The 18,222-nt window shown below is 38.6% G+C and carries 17 protein-coding genes and 1 tRNA gene; 10 read left to right on the top strand and 8 right to left on the bottom strand.

Going from position 1 to position 18,222, the window contains the following annotated elements:
* Window positions 1-32 precede the first annotated feature (32 nt).
* The 4 genes from ABVM49_RS02655 to ABVM49_RS02640 are packed head-to-tail and all read left to right on the top strand — an operon-like array spanning window position 33 to window position 3,917.
* A complete protein-coding gene (locus ABVM49_RS02655) occupies window positions 33-923 on the top strand; it encodes a pseudouridine synthase (RefSeq protein ID WP_405202910.1) in 891 nt (296 codons plus the stop codon).
* Window positions 924-929: 6 nt separating this feature from the next.
* Window positions 930-1,649, top strand: a complete 720-nt coding sequence (locus ABVM49_RS02650) for a glycosyltransferase (RefSeq protein ID WP_405202909.1) — start codon at window positions 930-932, stop codon at window positions 1,647-1,649.
* Complete coding sequence (locus tag ABVM49_RS02645; protein WP_405202908.1) at window positions 1,642-2,262, top strand: lipid-A-disaccharide synthase N-terminal domain-containing protein; 621 nt, start codon at window positions 1,642-1,644, stop codon at window positions 2,260-2,262. Before ABVM49_RS02650 ends, ABVM49_RS02645 begins: the two co-directional genes overlap by 8 nt.
* Window positions 2,259-3,917 (top strand): ArnT family glycosyltransferase, encoded by a 1,659-nt coding sequence (locus tag ABVM49_RS02640; protein ID WP_405202907.1) that lies wholly within the window; start codon window positions 2,259-2,261, stop codon window positions 3,915-3,917. Before ABVM49_RS02645 ends, ABVM49_RS02640 begins: the two co-directional genes overlap by 4 nt.
* Here ABVM49_RS02640 and ABVM49_RS02635 read toward each other — a convergent pair.
* The 4 genes from ABVM49_RS02635 to ABVM49_RS02620 are packed head-to-tail and all read right to left on the bottom strand — an operon-like array spanning window position 3,895 to window position 7,988.
* Window positions 3,895-5,322 carry a mannosyltransferase gene (locus ABVM49_RS02635; protein ID WP_405202906.1) on the bottom strand — a complete coding sequence of 476 codons (1,428 nt, stop codon included), beginning with the start codon at window positions 5,320-5,322 and terminating at the stop codon, window positions 3,895-3,897. The two genes, ABVM49_RS02640 and ABVM49_RS02635, sit on opposite strands and share 23 nt — an antisense overlap.
* The gene (locus tag ABVM49_RS02630) at window positions 5,319-6,809 is read right to left on the bottom strand and encodes a cellulose synthase family protein (protein WP_405202905.1); all 1,491 of its coding nucleotides are present in this window, start codon (window positions 6,807-6,809) and stop codon (window positions 5,319-5,321) included. Before ABVM49_RS02630 ends, ABVM49_RS02635 begins: the two co-directional genes overlap by 4 nt.
* Window positions 6,809-7,501: a glycosyltransferase family 2 protein gene (locus tag ABVM49_RS02625; protein ID WP_405202904.1), complete on the bottom strand. Its 693-nt coding sequence runs from the start codon at window positions 7,499-7,501 to the stop codon at window positions 6,809-6,811. The genes ABVM49_RS02630 and ABVM49_RS02625 overlap by 1 nt, the downstream gene beginning before the upstream one ends.
* A 4-nt stretch (window positions 7,502-7,505) precedes the next feature.
* Window positions 7,506-7,988, bottom strand: a complete 483-nt coding sequence (locus ABVM49_RS02620; RefSeq protein ID WP_405202903.1) for a toxin-antitoxin system YwqK family antitoxin — start codon at window positions 7,986-7,988, stop codon at window positions 7,506-7,508.
* A gap of 67 nt (window positions 7,989-8,055) precedes the next feature.
* On the opposite strand from ABVM49_RS02620, the gene ABVM49_RS02615 reads away from it, so the two are divergent.
* Window positions 8,056-9,171: an NAD(P)/FAD-dependent oxidoreductase gene (locus ABVM49_RS02615; protein ID WP_405202901.1), complete on the top strand. Its 1,116-nt coding sequence runs from the start codon at window positions 8,056-8,058 to the stop codon at window positions 9,169-9,171.
* Window positions 9,172-9,215: 44 nt separating this feature from the next.
* On the top strand, window positions 9,216-9,674 hold the full coding sequence (locus ABVM49_RS02610; protein ID WP_405202900.1) for a 3-oxoacyl-ACP synthase: 459 nt from the start codon (window positions 9,216-9,218) through the stop codon (window positions 9,672-9,674).
* Here ABVM49_RS02610 and ABVM49_RS02605 read toward each other — a convergent pair whose 3' ends face one another.
* The gene (locus tag ABVM49_RS02605; RefSeq protein WP_405202899.1) at window positions 9,675-10,616 is read right to left on the bottom strand and encodes an ABC transporter ATP-binding protein; all 942 of its coding nucleotides are present in this window, start codon (window positions 10,614-10,616) and stop codon (window positions 9,675-9,677) included.
* Between the two features lie 90 nt (window positions 10,617-10,706).
* On the opposite strand from ABVM49_RS02605, the gene ABVM49_RS02600 reads away from it, so the two are divergent.
* From ABVM49_RS02600 to ABVM49_RS02590, 3 genes are all read left to right on the top strand, one after another.
* Complete coding sequence (locus ABVM49_RS02600; protein WP_405202898.1) at window positions 10,707-11,678, top strand: type I phosphomannose isomerase catalytic subunit; 972 nt, start codon at window positions 10,707-10,709, stop codon at window positions 11,676-11,678.
* A gap of 77 nt (window positions 11,679-11,755) precedes the next feature.
* A complete protein-coding gene (locus ABVM49_RS02595; RefSeq protein ID WP_405202897.1) occupies window positions 11,756-12,982 on the top strand; it encodes a metallophosphoesterase in 1,227 nt (408 codons plus the stop codon).
* A gap of 64 nt (window positions 12,983-13,046) precedes the next feature.
* On the top strand, window positions 13,047-13,346 hold the full coding sequence (locus tag ABVM49_RS02590; RefSeq protein WP_035327138.1) for a co-chaperone YbbN: 300 nt from the start codon (window positions 13,047-13,049) through the stop codon (window positions 13,344-13,346).
* A gap of 1 nt (window position 13,347) precedes the next feature.
* On the opposite strand, the gene ABVM49_RS02585 is transcribed toward ABVM49_RS02590, so the two are convergent.
* Complete coding sequence (locus tag ABVM49_RS02585; protein ID WP_405202896.1) at window positions 13,348-14,013, bottom strand: polysaccharide deacetylase family protein; 666 nt, start codon at window positions 14,011-14,013, stop codon at window positions 13,348-13,350.
* 12 nt (window positions 14,014-14,025) lie between these two features.
* Window positions 14,026-17,331: a DUF2723 domain-containing protein gene (locus ABVM49_RS02580; protein WP_405202895.1), complete on the bottom strand. Its 3,306-nt coding sequence runs from the start codon at window positions 17,329-17,331 to the stop codon at window positions 14,026-14,028.
* A gap of 256 nt (window positions 17,332-17,587) precedes the next feature.
* Between ABVM49_RS02580 and ABVM49_RS02575 the strand changes: the two genes are divergently transcribed.
* Window positions 17,588-17,660 (top strand) — tRNA-Gln (locus tag ABVM49_RS02575).
* 107 nt (window positions 17,661-17,767) lie between these two features.
* Here the strand turns inward: ABVM49_RS02575 and ABVM49_RS02570 are convergent.
* Window positions 17,768-18,115: a hypothetical protein gene (locus tag ABVM49_RS02570; RefSeq protein WP_405202894.1), complete on the bottom strand. Its 348-nt coding sequence runs from the start codon at window positions 18,113-18,115 to the stop codon at window positions 17,768-17,770.
* Window positions 18,116-18,222 lie beyond the last annotated feature (107 nt).

The following is an 18,222-nucleotide window of genomic DNA, read 5'->3' as shown; positions in this document are numbered from 1 at the left end:
AAATCTTACCTTTGTAGCCTAAATAAAATGTAATGAGCAGAGGAGCAGATAATCGAGGAAAAGGAAAACCATCTGGACGCAGTGGTGCAGGAGGAAAGCAAAAAAGCGGTTCTCGTGGCACACAACCCGTACGTAAACAAGGAGGAAGACCTACCGCAAAGGCAAAAGATAAAGCCTTTGATGCACCAAAAAAACAAACGCAACGTAAGAAGGACGATGGGACGATGCGTCTTAATAAATATATAGCAAACTCTGGAGTGTGTTCTCGTAGAGAGGCAGATATGTATATATCTATAGGTCAAGTTACCGTAAATGGTAAGGTGATTAATGAGATGGGTTACCAAGTAAAAATTGAAGATGATGTACGTTTTGACGGGCGTCGTATTAACCCAGAGGCAAAGGCATATGTATTACTTAATAAGCCTAAAGGATTTGCAACCACTACAAGTAATGATAAAGGTAATACGGTAATGGACCTCGTAGCGGGATCTACAAAATCACGTATACAACCTATAGGTAGACTAGGGCGCAACGCAATGGGGTTACTACTCTTTACTAACGATGATGAGCTTGTACAACGATTTACAAACTCAAAAAAGGGAGTAGATAAATTATACCATATAGAACTATCTAATAATCTTAAAGCTGCAGATGCAGAGCGTATAAGAGAAGGCCTCAAAATAGGAGGTAAAACCGTGATGGTAGAGGAAATAAGCTTTGTAGATGGAGCTCCTAAGAAAGAAGTAGGACTTCGTATTAAGAATACTGGTAATAGTATTATACGTACTATTTTTGAACACCTTAATTATGAGGTAGTACGTGTAGACTGTGTTACTATAGCAGGATTAACTAAGAAAGACTTACCACGTGGTCACTGGCGTCACCTTACAAAACAAGAGGTGATCAATCTTAAAAACGGTTAATAGTCTATGGAGTATCGTCTCACCATTGTTGTACCTGTGTATAATGAAGAAGATAATCTCTTACGAGTAGAATCTGAATTTAACGCGTATTTTAATACCGCAAAAGCAAAGAGTAAAGTGCTTTTTGTAAATGATGGCTCTAAGGATACGAGTCTAGATATCATAAAAGACATTTGTGCACGTAGCACAGACTTTGAGTACATCGCCTTTACAGAAAACTGTGGCTTAAGCGCCGCTATAAAGGCAGGTTTTGATCACGCAGATACAGAGCTAGTAGGCTATATAGATAGTGATTTACAAACGGCTCCAGATGATTTTAATATACTTATTGAAGAGATAGGAGCTTACGATCTAGTTACGGGTGTACGTGCAGATAGGCAAGACTCTTTTGTTAAGAATATGTCTTCAAAAATTGCAAACGGGATACGCCGTTCATTTACTCACGATGGGATGGACGATACAGGTTGCCCGCTCAAAATTATCAAAACAGATTATGCACAGCGCATACCTATGTTTAAGGGATTACACCGTTTCTTGCCAGCAATGATATTATTACAAGAAGGTAAAGTAAAACAAGTGCCAGTGCGTCACTTTCCGCGAGTGGCGGGTGAGGCAAAATTTGGGGTTTGGAACCGCCTTCTAGGGCCGCTTATGGATTGCTTTGCTTATCTATGGATGAAGAAAAAGTATATTAATTATAAAGTAGGAAACTCCAGCCGTGGATAGTCTGTCGTTACTTGCTGTGCTTGCCCAAATCCTCTTTGGAGGAAGAATGCTATCGCAGTGGTTACTTTCAGAAAAGAGCAAGAAGGTAGTAACACCTTTAACCTTCTGGTGGCTTAGTCTTTCTGGGTCCTTTGTACTGTTTATATACGGTTACTTCCGTACAGACTTCCCGCTTATGCTGGGGCAAGTGCTGGGATACATCATTTATATAAGAAACCTACAGATACAAAAGCAATGGAAACTCTTGCCTAAATGGTCTCAGTTTCTCATTATAGCCATACCCATAGGCATTATCACATATGGCTGGAATAATGGAAAATTTGATCTAGCCGCTCTCTTCTCAAAAGATGAGATGGCTACCTGGCTACTTACTTTAGGTATTGTAGCACAAATATTATTTACCCTGCGCTTTGTATACCAATGGTTTTATGCAGAAAAGAATAAAGAGGCAACACTACCTTTAGGCTTTTGGCTATTTTCTTTTACTGGAGGACTGCTGTCACTCGTATACTTTTTATACAGAGTAGATTATGTGATGGTCCTCTCTTACTCGCTAGGTACTTTCATTTACGCTCGTAATATTTACCTTTATTATACATCAAAAACAGCGTGATAGAGCAATTAGAAAAGCGTCCTGTACTCGTCATCACCTTTGTGGTGCTTGGTATGTTATTGCCTTTTCTAGATGCGCTAGAAGTAACCATAATGGAGGCGCGCAATTTTATCTCTGCAAGAGAGATGCTCACAGATAATAACTGGCTACTCACTACAATGAACGGAGAGCCCCGTTATGAAAAGCCACCATTACCTACCTGGCTTACGGCACTATCAGGCTATGTGTTTGGTATAAAAAGTGTCTGGGCAATGCGACTTCCTGCAGTACTTATGGTTGTATTATTAGGGAGTGTTGTTATTACGCTTTCGCGAAAGCTTACTCTTTCTCCTCGTCATAGTTTACTTAATGGATTGATAAGTGTTACATCTCTTTATGTGATGCTCATCATTTTTGAGGCTCCTTGGGATATTTATGCACACGCATTTATGCTCTCTGGGGTTTATTACCTTTTTAGTAATTTAAGAAGTCCGTCTGGAGAAAGTAATATCTTGAAATGGGTAGTCGCAGCATTATGCATAGGAGCATCTATACTAAGCAAAGGGCCTGTGTCGCTCTATGCACTGTTTTTACCCTTTGTGATAGCATTCCTAATACAATATAGAAGAGAGACGAGTCGTAAAAAGTGGTTGCCTTTTATAATAACCATATGTATGGGGCTCGTGATAGGTTTCTCTTGGTATATTTATGTAAGAAGTGCAGATCCCGTAACCTTTGCAAGAATCGCCGAAAGGGAGACAGGTAACTGGACAAGTTATAATGTGCGTCCTTTTTATTACTACTGGAGCTTTTTTGTGCAAAGTGGTCTCTGGACGATACCTGCTTTTATAAGTCTCCTTTATCCTTATTTAAAAACACGTGTGTTACACCGTAAAGAGTACACATTTACCTTATTGTGGACCTTGCTGGCTGTCGTTTTACTATCTATCATACCAGAGAAAAAGTCGCGTTACTTGATGCCTGTTTTAATACCGCTTGCATTTACAATAGGTTTTTATATACATTATCTGGTAAGGAGCTTTAGTAAGCTTACAGATAGAAGAGAGACCTTGCCGGTTTATTTCAATATTGGGTTGATAGGTACTTTAATTATACTGGGAGGTTTAGCGCTGCTTACACTGGGGTGGCAATTGGCTTACCTCTCTGTATTAGATATCCTACCCGGTGTTTTTGTTGTTTTAGCTGGGGTTTGTATCATTTACTTTCTAGTAAAAAAGGAGCTCTATAAGAGCTTACTATCGCTTGTTATTGCTCTTGTATTACTCGTAAATGTCGGTTTTAATGAACGATCTCAATTTAAGAAGTATGCTCACCAGTCTGTCAAGAGTAGTTCACTAGATAAGCGAGTTGAGACTTCTTTTAAAGCCTTTGAGAACTTATCGGCACTACCTGTGTATGGACTTAATGGTGCCACTCCAGAAATGGTGTGGGCTGCAGGTCAAAAAATCCCAAGGCTTTGTAAAGATGATGAGCTTGTGATCCCAGGTGAGGATAGTTTTTATACACTTGTTTTCTTTGATGACGATTGGCTCGTATCTGAAACCTTTCCAGATATGCAACATAAGTTTATGTTTACTTTAGAGCTTAATACAGCAGACCCAGCTAGTCGCAATTATACAGATAGAAAAGTGGCTAGTGTATATCTAGTTGAGTAGCGGGTTTTAGCTTCCAAAACACTTCCCAAACAAAAAATCCTATAACAGTGATATACTCTATAGCGACAAGCCATAGGTTTTCATTAAAGCCATCTGCACCATAGGCAGCGTAGCTTAATATGATTGTAGCGCTCCAGACTAAAGGAAAGCGATAGCGAGTAAACACACAGAGTAATAATGGTGTTGCTACATACCAAGGGTGTACGGTAGTCGATAATAAGAAGTAAAAAAACATCCCTATGAGAATGGCTGTTATCATAGCCTGCAAGCTTCGGTTGTTACGTATAAAAGCGAGTAGTACAAGAAGTACAACTACAATTTTGGGTAACAAGGGCCCTACATCTCCTATAATGTTCCAGCCTATAACTTGATAGCCTATATACCTTATGATGTAATAGATGCTTGCATTAAATTCAAATTTTTGAAACCATAAGGCAATGGTGGTGCCAAAATTTTCAGCAAAAGCACCGCTTAAAAATGGTATAAATGTAAGCACCACAACTCCTAGAGTGATGAGGTAAAAGTAAATGAGTCTAGGTGTGTTTGTTTTTATTTCGCGAAAGCGGACTTTCCAAGGATATGAACTTCTAAAGTGGGTTGTCTTACCGTCACCTCTGGTTAAGAAGTATTGCATAAATAGGGGTAAAAATAACAGCGGTAATAGCTTAGTTGATATGGAGAGTGCTAAGAATACAGCACTCAAAATCCATTTGCCTTGCGATAACTTGTAAAGGGATAGTACAACAAGAAAAAGCATCACAGACTCAAAGTGCAAGTTGCCCGTCATCTCGATGATGATAAAAGGATTTAAGGCATACCAGAAGATGTTATAAATGGGTAAACCTAGCTTAGTAAGTAATTTTTTACCATAGATGATTGTGCCTATGTCTGCTAGTATAATTACTATTCTAAATGTGATAACGCTTCCTAGTATACTTTTACTTGAGAAAAGTGCTGCAACTAAGAATATGAGCTGGTTAACTGGTGGGTAGTTTGTAAAATGACTAGCATTGAGTGTGCCCATACCTGCATAGAGCTCTTGAGCTTGTGCTACTATGCCTATTGTACCCGCATCAATATAACTCTGTGGAGTGCTTAAATACGGGTTGTAACCCTGTATGAGCATACGGCCATCCCAAATAAATCTATAGAAGTCTTGAGAGAGGTTAGGCGTGGTATCTATAAAAATTAATCTAGCTAGAATGGCAATTAAAAAGAGGAGGCCAAAATCATTTTTACTTCTCTGTACGATTAGGTAAAAAGAGGCAAACAAGATGCTGTAAAGACTTACTAGAAGAGGAAAATCTGATCTTTGTAAGTGATGTGCAAATAGGTAGTAAACAACAAGGGAAACAACTGCAAGAAGCAATGAGGTTTTTTGATATTTCCATAGGGCTGCTATCACGCTTTGCTCGTTAACGACTTAAAGAATACAAACCCAAAACCTATAAATAACATTAGGTGAAAAGGAAATAATCCAAAATCTCCTCCTTGATCTCCTACCACAAAGGCAGAGTACATCCCAAAGGCAAAGTATAGCATTAATAGCCCTTCAAAAATCACATTTATAGAGATGTTTTTCTTGATGTATTTGTTCCCTTTCCAAGATTCCTTGAGTTCGCTTATGTTGAATTTTGGGGTGCGTATAAAGTCACTACGTTTCCCTAGATGCCCTTCTATTACTGCTATGGAGTTATGCAATGAGAAGCCCATTGCGATACTAAAGAATGTAAAGAACATCCCTATATAACGTATAAATTGCTTAAAACCGCCACCGTAAATACTCTTAAACATAAACCAGTAACATATAAAGAATATCACACTACTTATTACAAAGAAAGACATCACATAAAAGTAAGGCTTAAGGTGAGCATACTCGTTTTTTATATATAACATAGGGATGCTAAGTATCGCTACGATGAGCACGTTTAAAAACATTGTGCTATTGAGTAAGTGCAGTATGCCGTGCATCTTTGTTTTTGTAGAAAGGCTCTTGCTTTTGACCACCTTTTTAGACATCTTCTGGAAGTTCTCTGCACCACCTTTATTCCATCTAAATTGTTGTGAGCGTGCTGCACTTATAACCACAGGTAATTCTGCAGGAGTTTTTACATCCTCTAGATACTTAAATTTCCAGTTTTTAAGCTGTGCTCTATAACTTAGGTCTAGGTCTTCTGTAAGTGTATCTCCTTCCCAGTTGCCAGCATCTTCAATACACTGCTTGCGCCATAGCCCTGCGGTACCGTTAAAGTTTATAAAGTGACCTTTACTGTTGCGACCTACTTGCTCTAGTGTAAAGTGAGCATCTAGAGCAAAAGCTTGTACTCGAGTAAGTAGTGAGTACTCTCTATTAATATGCCCCCAGCGAGTCTGTACTACACCTATGTTTCGGTCTTTAAAGTAAGGCACTGTGCGTTGCAGCCAGTTGGGCTCGGGAAGAAAATCTGCATCAAAAATGGCTATATATTCTCCCTTTGCAACCTTAAGCCCTTCTTTAAGAGCACCAGCCTTAAAGCCAGAACGGTCTTCACGAGTAACGTGCTTTATATCTAAACCTTGATTTTTAAGTCTCTCAATATGATTTTTTGTATGCTCAAAAGACTCATCTGTACTGTCGTCTAGTACTTGTATCTCCAGCTTTTCCTTTGGGTAGTCTAGCAACGCAATATTGTCTAGTAATCGCTCCATCACATAGAGTTCATTATATACAGGTAGCTGTATAGTAACTAGTGGGATTTGAGCCGGGTCTTTAAAATTAAACTTTGGAGCATCATCTTTAATGCGCTGCGCTCTTAGGTAATTAAAAAGCAAGTTGAGTTGCGATAGACTGTAGGCAAATATGATAACTAGCGATATCGTGTAGATAACTATGATAGATATTTCTAAAATCATTACTTAAAACTGTATTTAAAAATCCACCCTAATATTTTTACTCCTGCCATAACTGCGCCCTTTACAGTACCAGATACTTTTGAAACGCCTATTCGGTTTCTGTAGTTTACGGGTACTTCGGTATATTTCATTTTCTTTTTTAAGACCTTAAGTTGCATCTCTACAGTCCAGCCATATGTTTTATCTTCCATCTCTAAGGCGAGGAGGCTATCATATTTCATTGCTCTAAATGGGCCAAGATCTGTAAAACGTGAGCCAAAAAATAGACTCATAAGCGTTGTGGCTAGCCAGTTTCCAAAAATTTGTGGACCTGTCATAGACCCGCTTTCGCGAAAGCGTTTATCTCTAGCACCAATCACCATATCACAGTTGTCTTGCACAATAGGTGCGATTACCTTAGTAAGCTCTTCTGGGTAATCACTATAATCACCATCTAAAAAAACAACGATGTCTGGCTTAGGAGTATGGCTCGCAATATAATTCATCCCTTTAAGGCAAGCATAGCCATAACCCATTTGCTCTTCTCTTAAAACGGTAGCTCCATTTTCTTGAGCAACTTGCTCTGTGTTATCTGTAGAGGCATTACTTACTACAATTACTTCATTAACAATAGCGGGAATGTCTTGTAGAACAAGTCCTATAGAATCTTGTTCATTGTAGGCTGGTATAATAACTTTTATAAGGGGCTCCATAATGCTAGTAGAAAGAGATGTCTGGATTATCACGGCGAAAAGCTCTTACACTGGTCCATTCACCTTTTAATTGATTTGCTTCGTATTTTTCTACTTTGACGAGTTTATTGTTTTTATAGACTAAGCAAAAACCTTCTTGCTCATTATTAACATATTGAGTTTTGCGTGTTTCTTGCCGCGCAATATCGTAAAAAATCCACCAATTTTGCGCTTTTCCCTGCTCATAATGCCCCTCGCGCACTAGTTCTCCTTGGGAATTGTAAAAATACCAATAGTCGGTTTTAAGGTTATTTGCATAGTGACCTTGAGACATAAGCTCGCCATTACTATGGTAAAATTTCCAGTACTTAATCTTTTGCTCACCCATAACCCAGCCCTCGGCCTTAATAGTACCATTGTTATGATACTCCTTATGGTAACTATTTGGTTCTGCTATAAAAAGCAGTTGAGTTACAAGAATAAAGATGATAAAACCTTTGGCTGTCATAGCACCTTAGACGAGAGAAGTTAGAGTCACTAACACATAAAATGTATTTTTATACAAAAACAGATGTATGGTGTTTAGTTTTTGGGAGCAAGAAACGTGGTTTACTAATGTAGATTATACCGTAGTAGGAAGCGGTATTGTAGGGCTTACGTGTGCTTTACGCTTACGCGAAAGGTTTCCAAAAGCAAAGATACTCGTGTTAGAAAGAGGAATGCTTCCTAATGGTGCAAGTACAAAAAATGCGGGTTTTGCCTGTTTTGGTAGTATTTCAGAAATACTAGATGATCTAAAATCACACTCAGAAGATGAAGTTGTAGCTCTTGTAAAAAAAAGAATAGAAGGACTCACAAAACTGCGAGCGTTGCTTACTGATAAGAGTATCGACTATCAAGAAAACGGAGGCTACGAGCTATTTTTAAAGAAGGATAACAGTCTCTATAAGCAATGTGTTGAAGCCATACCTACCATAAATAAATTGCTGTTCCCTATTTTTAAAAAGGAAGTATATAGCTTAAAATCAAATAACCTGCAATGTGATGGAATCTATGATCAAGTTATCTTTAATAATAGTGAGGGGCAAATAGATACTGGACGTATGATGCAATCACTATTGCAACTCGCTCAGTCTAAAGGAATCTTAATTTTGAATAATACAAACGTAATTTCTTATGCCGAAAATGCTAGTGAAGTAACCGTTGTCACTAGTTCTGTACAGTTCAAAACTAAAAAGCTCCTCATTGCTACAAATGGCTTTGCAAAAAAGCTCGGTCTTACTCAAGTAAAACCTGCACGAGCACAAGTTTTGATAACTAAAAAAATACCTGATTTACATCTTAAAGGGACTTTTCATCTTGATAGAGGATATTACTATTTTAGAAATATAAATGGTAGGATACTTTTAGGCGGTGGCCGTAACCTCGATTTTAAAGGAGAGGAAACTACTGTAATCGCACAAACAGAAGTCATTCAACAAGAGCTAGAACGCTTACTTAAAGAAGTTATACTGCCACATACTAAGTTTGAAATAGCACATAGGTGGAGTGGCATTATGGGAGTAGGTAGCCAGAAACAGCCTTTACTTAAAAAATTATCAGACCACACGTATTGTGGGGTTCGGCTAGGAGGTATGGGTGTTGCCATAGGCGCAACAGTGGGAGAAGACTTGGCAAATCTTATTGCGTAGTGTAGGTTTATAATAGACTATTTTTAAAGATCGTAATATCACTTATGACCCATTCAGAAATAAAAGAAGAACTTCTCAAATCTTGTAAAGAGCATCTTGCGCAACGCAGAGATGTGGTGCAGCAAATTCTAGATAATGTAGCGACTTCATTAAGAGAGGAGACTAAGAGTACAGCTGGAGATAAACACGAGACCGGCAGGGCGATGTTGCAATTAGAACGTGAGAATGCCGGCAAGCAACTGGCAGCTATAGAAAAACTAGAACAAGTCTTTCTTAGAATAAAGCTTGATCTTTCAGAAGGTCCAGTGCACTTGGGTAGCGTTGTCGTTACTTCACAGGCTTGCTATTTTATTTCTATTCCTGTAGGAGCTATAAAAGTAGATGGTCGCACTTTTTATGCAATAGGTATAGGCTCACCTATAGGTCAATTACTAATGGGTAAACGAGAAGGTGATGAAGTACGCTTTCGCGAAAGCGTAATAAAGATCACTACAATTTACTAGTTACTTGAGATTAATGTATGTAGTGTCTCCTTTAACAAGGTTGCTTTCAGAATTAAAAAGTATAGATTGCCCGTCACACAAAGCTTCTATCAAATAATGAGTTCCCATAAAATAACTTTTGGTAATCTCAACCTTTATACCTTCTGGAGAGATTGTGAGTTGGTGTGGGTAGCGCAGTAGCTGCTCATCTTTTTGTGCATCTGGGAAAAACCATTGCTTAGGTAGCTTATTAAGATCTCCAAAAAGGGAGCCTACGTAATAGGATGGAGGGTTGTCATATAGTTTTTGAGTTTGCTCGTGAGCGATTATAGTTCCATCTCGCATAACAACAGTCTTATTCATATATGATAAAACGTCTGTACTGTCGTGTGTAGCAACTAGGCAGGTGATGTTTTGCTTTTTTAGATACGCAAAGAGACGCCTGCGCAGCTTGTTTTTTCTAAAGTTATCAATGTGGGAGAATGGCTCATCTAGTAATAGGAGCTCTGGTTCTTTGGCAAGTGTTTGTGCTAGCGCTACTCGCTGTTTTTGTCCTCCAGAGAGCGTTTTTACGTGAGCAGAAGCAAAGGGAGTCATTTCTACCACTTCTAGTAATTCTTCGGTTCTGGCCTGGCTAGTTTCTGGCTCTAGTCTGCTTAAGTATTTATGAATATTTTCTGTCACAGATGTGTAGGGCATAAGATCAAAATCTTGCGAAAGATATTTGATATATGGCATCCCTGGAATAAGATTTTCTTCGGGACCAGTGACCTTTTTATTGTCAAAAGCTATAGAGCCTTGGTCTAAATCATAAAGGCCGTAAATCATTTGCAATAGAGTGGTCTTGCCACAACCACTCTCGCCTATAATAGCTGCGTGTGTACCCTTTTCAATTTGAAGTTGTATAGGTCCCACATTAAACCGTTCAGAAATAGAAAATAAGACATCTGTAAGTATAAGCATAGCGTTTACAAAAATACAGATCACCGGTAAGATATAATCGCAGAGAGCGACTTTAGTAAGCTATACGTATATTTGCAGTCTTATAATATTATGAAACTATACCCCTTATTTTTTACTCCTCTTTTTATGTATCGCCTTTGGGGTGGTACAAAATTACGTACAGTTCTTCATAAAGAATTTGATGGAGATCATATAGGTGAGTCTTGGGAAGTTTCTGGAGTCGCTGGCAGTGAGACTATTGTCTCAAATGGGCCACTTGCAGGTAAAACCCTCAATGAGTTGATAACTAGTTATGGTGCAGACTTTCTAGGGGAAGCAGTGATTGATAAATTTGGAAGTCATTTTCCGCTACTCATAAAGTTTTTAGATACAGAAAAGCCACTTTCGGTTCAGGTACATCCTGGAGATGCGATAGCAAAAGCGCGTCACAACTCTTATGGTAAAAATGAGATGTGGTATATTATGGATGCAGAGCCAGATGCAGAGATTATAGTGGGCTTTGAGAATGATACAAAGCCAGAAGATTACACTAAGGCAGTTAGTGAGGGTTCTATAATCGATTTACTTCACAAGGAAAATGTTTCTAAAGGTGATATTATTCATATTCCTGCAGGACGAATACACGCAATAGGAGCTGGTATTATGCTAGCCGAAATACAGCAAACCTCAGATGTGACATACAGAGTGTATGATTATGATAGGGTGGATGTAAAGACTGGTAAAAAACGAGACCTACATACAGAGCAGGCTACAGATGTGCTAGATTATAATGGGTGTGAATATTACAAGACTCCTTATAACGCTGAGCTTAATACTTCTGTTCCAATTATAGAAGATCATTACTTTACGACAGCTGTGTTAGATCTAGAAGGTGAATTACTTAGGGATTATAGTCATCAAGATTCTTTTACCATACTAATGTGTGTAGCAGGAAGTACTTCTTTTATGTATGATGATAAGACCTATGATTTTAAGCAAGGTCAGACAGTTGTACTTCCAGCTAAGGTCAATACGATACACTTTATAAGTGCCCGCGCTACTATTCTTGAAGTAACTGTGTAGCTCACTAATAGTTAAAGAAAAGTGAAATACAGTATTGAGAGGTTGTGACCAGCTATTTTTGTTAAAATTCTTTATTTGTGCTTAGACTCATATTTTTTATTGCCTTTATTATAGCCCTAGATATTTATGCTTACCAAGCATTCAGATTTTTAGTAAAAGGAAGATGGGGTACGATACTATACTTTCTTATTACCTTATTTATAATAGGAGGGATGATTTATCAATTCTCTACAGGAGGTAGGCGCAATATGAGCCCGCTTACACAGTTCTTTATCGTCTCTTTTGTGATTTTGATAGTTTGTAAGTTGGTCATTATCGCGACAATGTTTGGTGAGGATATATTCAGGCTTATAAAGGGAGGCCTCAATAAGCTTACTGGGAATACACAGGGCGGTGCAATTCCATCCAGACGTAAGTTTGTAAGCCAGATTGCACTGGGTCTAGCAGCGATACCTTTTGCATCTATTCTATATGGTGTGATTAAGGGACGTTATAACTTTAAGGTACTTAAGTATACACTCAGTTTTGATGATTTACCTGAAGCGTTTGATGGATACAAGATTACTCAAATAAGTGACGTGCACAGTGGTAGTTTTGATAATGCCGAAAAGCTAGACTACGCTATAGATTTAATAAACGAGCAGGCAAGTGATGCTATATTATTTACTGGAGATATGGTAAATAATGAAGCCGCAGAGATGGAGCCTTGGAAAGAGACCTTTGCAAGACTCAAGGCGCGTGACGGTAAGTTTTCTGTTTTAGGAAATCACGACTATGGTGATTACATAGACTGGCCTACGCAAGAAGCTAAGATTGCAAATCTTGATAGACTTAAAGAAATCCAAAAAGAGATGGAGTTTAAGCTTCTCCTTAATGAGCATCACTATATTGAAAAAGATGGGCAACGTCTCGCTATAGTAGGTGTAGAAAACTGGGGTGAAGGCGGATTTAAAAAAGCTGGAGATCTTAATAAAGCAATCTCTGGACTTGCTCAAGATGACTTTAAAATATTGATGAGTCACGACCCATCACACTGGGAGTATGAGGTAAAAGATCACCCAGAGCATTTTCACCTTACGCTGAGCGGCCATACTCACGGTATGCAGTTTGGTATTGAGATACCAGGATGGTTTAAATGGAGTCCTGTAAAGTGGCGTTACAAGTACTGGGCAGGTATTTATGAAGATGCAAAACAATACATAAATGTAAACCGAGGATTTGGGTATCTAGCCTTTCCGGGTAGGGTAGGAATCTGGCCAGAGATAACTGTTATAGAGTTGAAAAAAAGTGGTAAAAACGCATAGTAAGGAGAAAATACTATCTTTACGAAGCTTGAAACCCCTGATTGTTTAATTAAAATTGTAGGGTATGTCAAAATTTGGTGAACTTATTGACCTTAATATTCCAGTGCTTCTGGACTTTTATACAGAGTGGAATGAAGACTCTGTGTCAATGCATCCTATACTAAGAGATGTTGCTGCGGCAGTAGGAGATAAGGGTAAAGTCATAAAAATAGATGTAGATAAGAACAATGAACTAGCAGATGCGCTACGCATCAAAAGCTTGCCTACGCTCATTATCTATAAAAATGGCGAGATGATATGGCGCCAGAGTGGTGAACTAGATGCAAATACCATTATAGGTATTATGCAAGAATATGCCTCTTAAATTATTCTAACCTTCCAAAAGTAAAGCCCGCTTTTTCAAAATACGCTATAGCGCGCGGTAGTGCATATTTCATATTTTCAAAGGCTTTTACACTGTCGTGAAAAACGATAATATCTCCATTTTTTGCCTTCTTAATTACATTATCAAAACACTGTTCTGGAGAAGTATGCGCATCCCAGTCAAAGGCAATCACGCGATACATTATAATTGTATAACCAAGTTTTTTTAAGACTCTAGCTTGCTTGCGTTTTATCTTTCCGTAGGGAGGTCTAAAGAGCGGCGCAGTAGGAGTATTTATTGTCTTAGGTAAATGAGTCGATATTTCCTCTTCGGCGAGCCTAACGTTATCTATATATGCGTCTGTGTTTGTTTTCCATCCATTCAAGTGATGCTGGGTGTGGTTTCCTATGGAGTGACCGCTTTGGCATATGCGTTTAAAAATTTCTGGATGCTTCCGTACATTATCACCTATACAGAAAAAGGTAGCGGGAATGGGTTTTTTACGCTTTCGCGAAAGCGTATCTAAAACAAACTCTGTCACCTCCGGTACCGGGCCATCATCAAAAGTGAGATAGACCGTTTTCTTACTAGTCTTTTTGTCCCAAACATACCATTGTGGATATAACCACTTAAGGAATGCTGGGACTCTGGACAGTTTTAAGTACACGTGCTAATATATCTACTCCTCTATAATTGAGTCTGCATTAATCGCACCACCCGTTGCTGGTACAGTTTCTAATGGCGCTTCTACAGCACCATTTTCTGGCTCCTCATCGTCTCCTAGTAGATAGGGGAACGAGCGCATATAGTTGTCATAAATTTGAGCCTCTTTTTCAAAGAGCTCTCTATCATCATTTATGATAAGTAGGTCTACAAGGCTTCTATACTTCTCAATGTTTGTAAGTATCTCTTCGTAGTACTTGTATTGTAGCTCTGCATCTAGCGCGCTAAAGTATTTGAGTTGCTCTTGGTACTTTGTAGCTACTTCTTGCCATATGGCTTGAGCGCGCTGCTTTTCTCCTATCTCATAATAGCCAGTGATGTATGGTTCAACCAGTGTGTAGAATTCAAAGATGTCTACTGGCATTTTCTCCATCGCGAGATCCATAACCTCTTTAGCCTTTTCTGGCTTATTTTCGGCTAGTAATTGCTCTACTAGACGTGCCATATTACCTCTGTAGGTAATTGCGTTTGTGCGCGTCTCACGATCGTGATAAATGTCTGGACTACCGCTATTGCCCCAGTACCATTTCTTTACAATATCATACATCTTATCTGCATCTACGCGACCCATATCATACGGGTTACGAGGATCTATAGGTGTGCGTATAGGGATGAGCTTGTAGGTAACACCATCTAGCTGCAGGTAATCCTTCATCCATAAGTAATCATCATCACCAAAGCTTCCACCTGTAAAGTAGATAGGACGCTCCCAGTTGTTACTTGCTATAATATCCAGCATAAGCAGTCTGTTTTTATAAAGCACATTGCCACTTAACTCGATGTCTATGTATGGTACAATCTCATCTGCATCATCTATAGGGACAATCTTGTTTTTAAGTACAGATTCTTTATCTACTGGGATTCTTATTTTCTTGCTAGGGAAGGTATTAAAGAACTGTCCTTTTGCATACTCAACCTTAGTCCTTGGGTCGTCACTTGCGATAAAGTTCATCCATTGTGCGATTGGGATAATGGAGTCTTTGGTCTCTTGATAAAACAAGGCCTCTCTATTATCTGCCGCATACTTGTCGTGAGTGAGGGTGCTAGGCACCGGCGGACTTTTATAAGCTGCGCGCTTCATCTGGTCAAAATACCAGTCTGTGTTTATTAAACTTGTATTTACAATACGCACATCTGTACGATAGCCTTCTATCTCTTGTACATACCATAGGGCAAAGGTGTCATTATCACCTATGGTAAATATGATGGCATTCTCATCTACAGAGTCTAGATATTTTCTTGCCATTGCTAGCGCTGTCTTTCTGCCAGAACGATCGTGGTCATCCCAGTTTTGAGATGCTAGAAGTACTGGTGCAGCTAGTAAACATACTACAGCCACAATAGGCATTGCTATTTTAGGTTTTATAAAATCTTTTACAATATCAAAGAGGGCATAAACACCAAAACCTATCCACATTGCAAACACATAGAAGGAACCTACAAGCGCATAGTCACGCTCTCGAGGTTCAAAAGCACGCTCGTTGAGGTATACTTTTAAGGCAAGGCCTGTAAACAAGAAAAACACGAGTAACACTGCAAAGCGTTTCCAGTCTTTACTTGCGTGAAAGAGTAGACCTAGTAATCCTAATAATAATGGTAAGAAGTAGTACGTGTTGCGCGCCTTGTTGTTCTCAACATCAGACGGTAGGTTTTCTTGCGGTCCTAAAAAGATACCATCCAGCCAGTCTATACCAGAAATCCAGTTACCGTTAAAGTCATCGCCTTTACCTTGTATATCGTTCTGGCGACCTACAAAATTCCACATAAAGTAGCGCCAGTACATATACCCAAACTGGAAGCTGAACATATAGTTCATATTGTCACCAAAAGATGGTTTTTCTACATCAAGATATTGACCTATCTGACTTTTTAAAAAGGCATCATACCCTTCATAATTTACTTTACCTTCTCTATAATCTATTTTAAACTGAGTTACGACATCTTGAAGATACTGGCGATCTTCTTCAGACATATTTGGGTCGTACTTAATGCTAAACTTAAGTGGCCCTGTATACTGCATATAGTTTGCATTATTTTCTGGGCTCCACATTCTTGGTAAAATAGCTTTGTGAGCGTCATCAAGATTTTGCTTTGCATTGCGCCACTGGTTTACAACTACATACTTGCCTAGTTTTTCATCTTTTTCATAAAGCTTTGGCTTGTCAAGGTAGGGCGTATCTGGATCTAGCCCTGCATAGTCTGCTGTAAACTGTGGTCCGTAAAACAGTTTTGTTTCTGGATACTGCTCACGATTATAGTAAGAGAGTAGTGATCGTGCATTAGAAGGATTGTTTTCATTTATAGTTGTTCCTGCATTTGCACGTATAGGTAACATCATCCAGCTTGAGAATCCTATAAAAATGTATAACATACATAACAGCATTGTATGTATGAGGGGTTTGTTACGCTTTCGCGAAAGCGTTAACCCATAATAAAACAATCCTACTAGAAGTAAGCCAGCAATAATAGTCCCACTATTAAACGGAAGCCCTATAGAGTTTACAAAGAATACTTCTAGGTATCCAAAAAGCGATAGTGTGTAAGGAAGGAGTAGTTTGAAAATAAACATCAATATGGCTACCACAATAACTAGCGCGATAAAAAGGTTTTTTGGGGTAACCTTTTCTGTATTTTTAAAAAAGTAAAGAAGACCTATTGCTGGTATAGTGAGTAATCCCATAAAGTGAATCCCAAAAGAGAGCCCCACAATAAATGAGATAAGTATGAGCCAGCGGTTACCACGAGGTTTGTGCATATCACGTTCCCATAATAACCCAAGATAGAATAGTAAGGATAGTACAACTGCAGCAGGTGCATAAACCTCTGCCTCTACGGCATTAAACCAGAAGCTGTCTGTAAATGTAAATGCTAGTGATCCTATAGCTGCACTTGCAAGGATGGCAAGCTGCTTAGTTTTTGTGATAAGTTCATTTTCTTCTGTGAGCGTTCTTGTAAGAAGCAAAGTAAGCGACCAGAACATAAACAGTATGGTAAATGCACTACTTAAACAAGACAGGTAGTTTACAGCAAGCGCTATATAAGTTGGGTCTGGAGCAAAAATAGAAACAAAGGCTCCTAGTATTTGATAAAGAGGTGCTCCTGGTGGATGGCCTATCTCAAGTTTTGACGAGGTAGATATGTACTCTCCTGCGTCCCAAAAACTAGCCGTAGGCTCTACGGTAAGAGAATATACTATAAGGGCGATGGCAAATACGGTCCACCCTAAAATCTTATTATACTTCGCAAAGTTGAAGTCGCTCATTATGTTATATTTTGTAAAGGGACGAAGTTAAGCAATACCCCTGATTTGTGGTAACGTAGTCGTGGCATTAATTATTTCATAAAAATGAATGTTTGAAATTTTAACAATTATGCTCTGAGATTCATTTATAGCTGGTTATCACGAGTTTTCAAGGCCATCAAAAACATTTTTTTAAAAATGAGTCATTTTTTTTTAAATAATGTTTGTGAATGTAAAACTTTCCTTTAAATTTGCACTCGCTATTGAAAAAACATAGTGGCCTATGGTGTAATTGGCAACACGTCTGTTTTTGGTACAGAAGAGTCTAGGTTCGAGACCTAGTGGGCCAACTTAAAAACCCGACCTTTAATTAGGTCGGGTTTTTTTTTATTTCAATAATCACGAAATAATTTGGGGAAATTAAGCGGTTCTTCGTGCGGCTTGTCTGACAAAAAGTCTATGCAGACAGTGGCTGTATCACGTGGTAATAGGTTAGCATATTTTTGTAAAAACGTAATGCGCTATGTGTATCTTCTATACACGATTTTAAAAAGTCATTAAACCTTCTGTAATTTACAGGTACTTGAACACGTGCGGTCTCCTTAAGAGCGCTATCTACCATTACTTCAAGGATAACTACTTGATTTTCTGGCTCAAAATGTACTGCCTCTGCTTGAAAGTATTTTTTAATAAGTGCTTTGTGAAGACTTGTAAAATCTACAGGTTGGCTAGGGTGTGATTTGCAACTATAATCTATAAGATTATGCAATTCTGTGAGAACGGTGTGTTTTAATGATCTGTTCATAACCAATGTTTTGTATAAATGTACTCACATCTCTCATTGTAAAATCGTAATAAAATGCTAATTAGCAAATAGTTAACACAGTTGTGTGGTGTGATTACGCTTTCGCG

The sequence above is a fragment of the Dokdonia sp. LLG6352-1 genome, from assembly GCF_045055815.1.
Taxonomy (GTDB): domain Bacteria; phylum Bacteroidota; class Bacteroidia; order Flavobacteriales; family Flavobacteriaceae; genus Dokdonia; species Dokdonia donghaensis.
Note: the sequence above shows the minus strand (reverse complement) of the source record. Positions and strands in the feature narration are given on the sequence as shown.

Excerpts from the sequence above, each read along its gene's own strand:
- ABVM49_RS02655 (WP_405202910.1), top strand. The coding sequence starts at position 33 with ATGAGCAGAGGAGCAGATAATCGAGGAAAAGGAAAACCATCTGGACGC.
- ABVM49_RS02650 (WP_405202909.1), top strand. The coding sequence starts at position 930 with ATGGAGTATCGTCTCACCATTGTTGTACCTGTGTATAATGAAGAAGAT.
- ABVM49_RS02630 (WP_405202905.1), bottom strand. The coding sequence starts at position 6,809 with ATGATTTTAGAAATATCTATCATAGTTATCTACACGATATCGCTAGTT.
- ABVM49_RS02625 (WP_405202904.1), bottom strand. The coding sequence starts at position 7,501 with ATGGAGCCCCTTATAAAAGTTATTATACCAGCCTACAATGAACAAGAT.
- ABVM49_RS02620 (WP_405202903.1), bottom strand. The coding sequence starts at position 7,988 with ATGACAGCCAAAGGTTTTATCATCTTTATTCTTGTAACTCAACTGCTT.
- ABVM49_RS02615 (WP_405202901.1), top strand. The coding sequence starts at position 8,056 with ATGGTGTTTAGTTTTTGGGAGCAAGAAACGTGGTTTACTAATGTAGAT.
- ABVM49_RS02610 (WP_405202900.1), top strand. The coding sequence starts at position 9,216 with ATGACCCATTCAGAAATAAAAGAAGAACTTCTCAAATCTTGTAAAGAG.
- ABVM49_RS02605 (WP_405202899.1), bottom strand. The coding sequence starts at position 10,616 with ATGCTTATACTTACAGATGTCTTATTTTCTATTTCTGAACGGTTTAAT.
- ABVM49_RS02600 (WP_405202898.1), top strand. The coding sequence starts at position 10,707 with ATGAAACTATACCCCTTATTTTTTACTCCTCTTTTTATGTATCGCCTT.
- ABVM49_RS02590 (WP_035327138.1), top strand. The coding sequence starts at position 13,047 with ATGTCAAAATTTGGTGAACTTATTGACCTTAATATTCCAGTGCTTCTG.
- ABVM49_RS02580 (WP_405202895.1), bottom strand. The coding sequence starts at position 17,331 with ATGAGCGACTTCAACTTTGCGAAGTATAATAAGATTTTAGGGTGGACC.
- ABVM49_RS02570 (WP_405202894.1), bottom strand. The coding sequence starts at position 18,115 with ATGAACAGATCATTAAAACACACCGTTCTCACAGAATTGCATAATCTT.